The following is a 2,570-nucleotide window of genomic DNA, read 5'->3' on the forward strand; positions in this document are numbered from 1 at the left end:
GTCCGGCCGTGACGTCCGGCCGGACTTCCCGTACGGGGGCGGACGCGGCTCAGGAGCCGTGGGCCACCCTGTCCAGGTGGGGCAGGTGGTGGTCGAGGCGCTCGCGCTTGGTACGCAGATACGTGATGTTGTTCTCGCTCGGCTCGATCAGCAGCGGCACCTGTTCGGCGACCTCGATGCCGTGCTGCGTCAACGCCTCTCGCTTGCGCGGGTTGTTGGACATCAGCCGGACCGAGCGCACCTTGAGGTCGTGCAGCATCTCCGCCGCCACCCGGTAGTCACGGGCGTCCACCGGCAGACCGAGCGCGAGGTTGGCCTCGACGGTGTCCAGACCCTCCGCCTGAAGCGCCATCGCCCGCAGCTTGGCCAGCAGACCGATGCCCCGGCCCTCGTGACCTCTCAAGTACAGGACCACTCCGCTGCCTTCGGCCACCACCGCGCGCATCGCGGCCGCCAACTGCTCGCCGCACTCGCAGTGCTGGGAGCCGAACGCGTCGCCGGTCAGGCACTCCGAGTGCAGCCGCACCAGCACGCTCTCGGTACCGATGTCACCGTGCACCAGGGCGACCTGCTCATCACCCCGGTCGTGGTCCAGGTAGCCGATCGCCTGGAATTCCCCGTACACCGTGGGCAGCGGGGTGTTCACGACGCGTTCCGTGCCCGAACGCCGCGGGGTCTTCCCGCCGAAGACGCCGATGTTTTCTGTCATGATCTGATTCCTAAGCAGAGACGAAAGGCCATGGGAGACATGAGTGGTTCGGACGCGCGAGCGGCGGCCTACGGGGTGATGCCCGCGGACACCACCGAGGACGTACGGGCGCGGGGGGCGGGTGAGTCACGTCAGGTCGCCGTCCTTCCCGTGGGGAGCTTCGAACAGCACGGTCCCTACCTTCCGTTGGCGACCGACACGCTGGTGGCCTGTACCGTGGCACGCGAGATCGCCGCCGCGTACCCGGTACACCTCCTGCCCCCGGTCACCCTCTCGTGCTCGCACGAGCACGCGGCCTGGCCGGGAACCGTCAGTATCTCCTCCGTCACCCTGCACGCGGTGGTGCGCGACATCGCGGATTCGCTGCGCCGCTCGGGCGTGGAGTCGCTCGTCGTGGTCAACGGGCACGGCGGGAACTACGTGCTGGGCAACGTGGTCCAGGAGGCGTCCGCGCGGGGCGAGTCGATGGCGCTGTACCCGGCGGCCGAGGACTGGGAGGAGGCACGGCAGCGGGCGGGCGTGGTCACCTCGCTGCTCACCGACATGCACGCCGGGGAGATCGAGGCGTCCATCCTGCTGCACGCTCATCCCGAGTTCCTCCGCCCTGGCCATGAGTCGGCCGATTTCACCGCCGACGACCGCCGTCATCTGCTCACCACGGGAATGGCCGCCTATACCGAATCGGGCGTCATCGGCCGCCCGTCCCTGGCCTCGGCGGAGAAGGGGAAGGGCCTGCTGGCAGGCCTGGCGGAGAACTTCGAGCCGTACTTCCGGCTGCTGACCTCGGCCGGGGAGCCTGGCGCGCCGCGCGGGTAGTCGCGCAGGGCGCCGGCCCAGCGGGCGACCAGGACGACGGCGCCGGGCAGGGCGGCGACGAAGCTGAGCACGCCGTACACCACGGCGACGGCGACGCCGCTGCTCGCGCCGAGTCCGGCGGCGGCGAACGCCCAGGCGGTGACGCCCTCGCGCGGGCCGAAGCCGCCCACGTTGAGCGGCAGCCCCATGGCGAGCAGGGCCAGCACGGCGAGCGGCAGCAGCACCGCGACCGGCGCCCCGCTGCCCGCCACCCGGGCCGCGACGACGAACATGCCGAGGTGCCCGGCGAGGACGGTCACCGAGGACAGCGCGACCCCGGGCCCGCTCTCCCGCGACAGCAGCCCCTGCCGCGCCTCCCGCAGCAGCCCGCTCCCCGGCGGCGGGCCGGGACGGCGGCCGGGTGCCCGGTTCATGCGGACGGCGAGCACGACCGCGAGCGCCCCCGCCCCGGCGAGCGCCACCGGCACCGCGAAGGTGCGCAGGTCGTCGCGGACCGGGGACGGCAGGGTCAGCAGCAGCGCCGTCCCGCAGACGGCGAGCGCCAGCTGTCCGGCGACCCGCTCCAGCACGACCGCCTTGACGGCGCGCCGGATGTCCCCGGCGCTCTGTCCGTGCCGTACCGCCCGGTGCACGTCGCCGAGGACGCCGCCGGGCAGGGCCGCGTTGAGGAACAGGGCGCGGTAGTAGTCGGCGACGGCGGGCCCCAGCGGCAGCCGGATGCCGAGCCCGCGTGCCGTCAGCTGCCAGCGCCAGGCGCTGAACACGGTGGTGACGACGCCGATGCCCAGGGCGGCGAGCACGGTCGCGGTGTCGATCCGGCGGAGCCCGTCGACCAGCGGCCCGGTGCCCAGCCGCCACAGCAGCACACCGAGGATGGCGACGCCGACGACGGTGCCGATGTGGGTGCGCAGCGCGTGGCGGGCAGTAGCGTCTCCTTCGGGGGTGCCGGGCGGCCGGGCGGGCTCGGACGGCTCCCCCGGGCCCGAGTCCCGGGTCTCCGCGACCGCCTCGCCCGTCCGCCCGTCCATCACGCCTCCACCGGCCG

The 2,570-nt window shown here is 73.3% G+C and carries 2 protein-coding genes and 1 pseudogene; 1 reads left to right on the forward strand and 2 read right to left on the reverse strand.

The annotated features are described in order from the left end of the window. Positions 1-49 precede the first annotated feature (49 nt). Positions 50-709 (reverse strand): GTP cyclohydrolase II, encoded by a 660-nt coding sequence (ribA, locus tag ACFWN1_RS32845; protein ID WP_384370283.1) that lies wholly within the window; start codon positions 707-709, stop codon positions 50-52. 39 nt (positions 710-748) lie between these two features. Between ribA and ACFWN1_RS32850 the strand changes: the two genes are divergently transcribed. Then, complete coding sequence (locus ACFWN1_RS32850; RefSeq protein WP_384370286.1) at positions 749-1,525, forward strand: creatininase family protein; 777 nt, start codon at positions 749-751, stop codon at positions 1,523-1,525. A 101-nt stretch (positions 1,526-1,626) separates the two neighbouring features. Here the strand turns inward: ACFWN1_RS32850 and ACFWN1_RS32855 are convergent. Beyond that, positions 1,627-2,553, reverse strand: a pseudogene (locus ACFWN1_RS32855) (lysylphosphatidylglycerol synthase transmembrane domain-containing protein); the annotation flags it as partial. Positions 2,554-2,570 lie beyond the last annotated feature (17 nt).

The sequence above is a fragment of the Streptomyces sp. NPDC058459 genome, from assembly GCF_042721685.1.
Taxonomy (GTDB): Bacteria; Actinomycetota; Actinomycetes; order Streptomycetales; family Streptomycetaceae; genus Streptomyces.

Coding starts and splice junctions, on each gene's coding strand:
- ribA (WP_384370283.1), bottom strand. CDS start 709: ATGACAGAAAACATCGGCGTCTTCGGCGGGAAGACCCCGCGGCGTTCG.
- ACFWN1_RS32850 (WP_384370286.1), top strand. CDS start 749: ATGAGTGGTTCGGACGCGCGAGCGGCGGCCTACGGGGTGATGCCCGCG.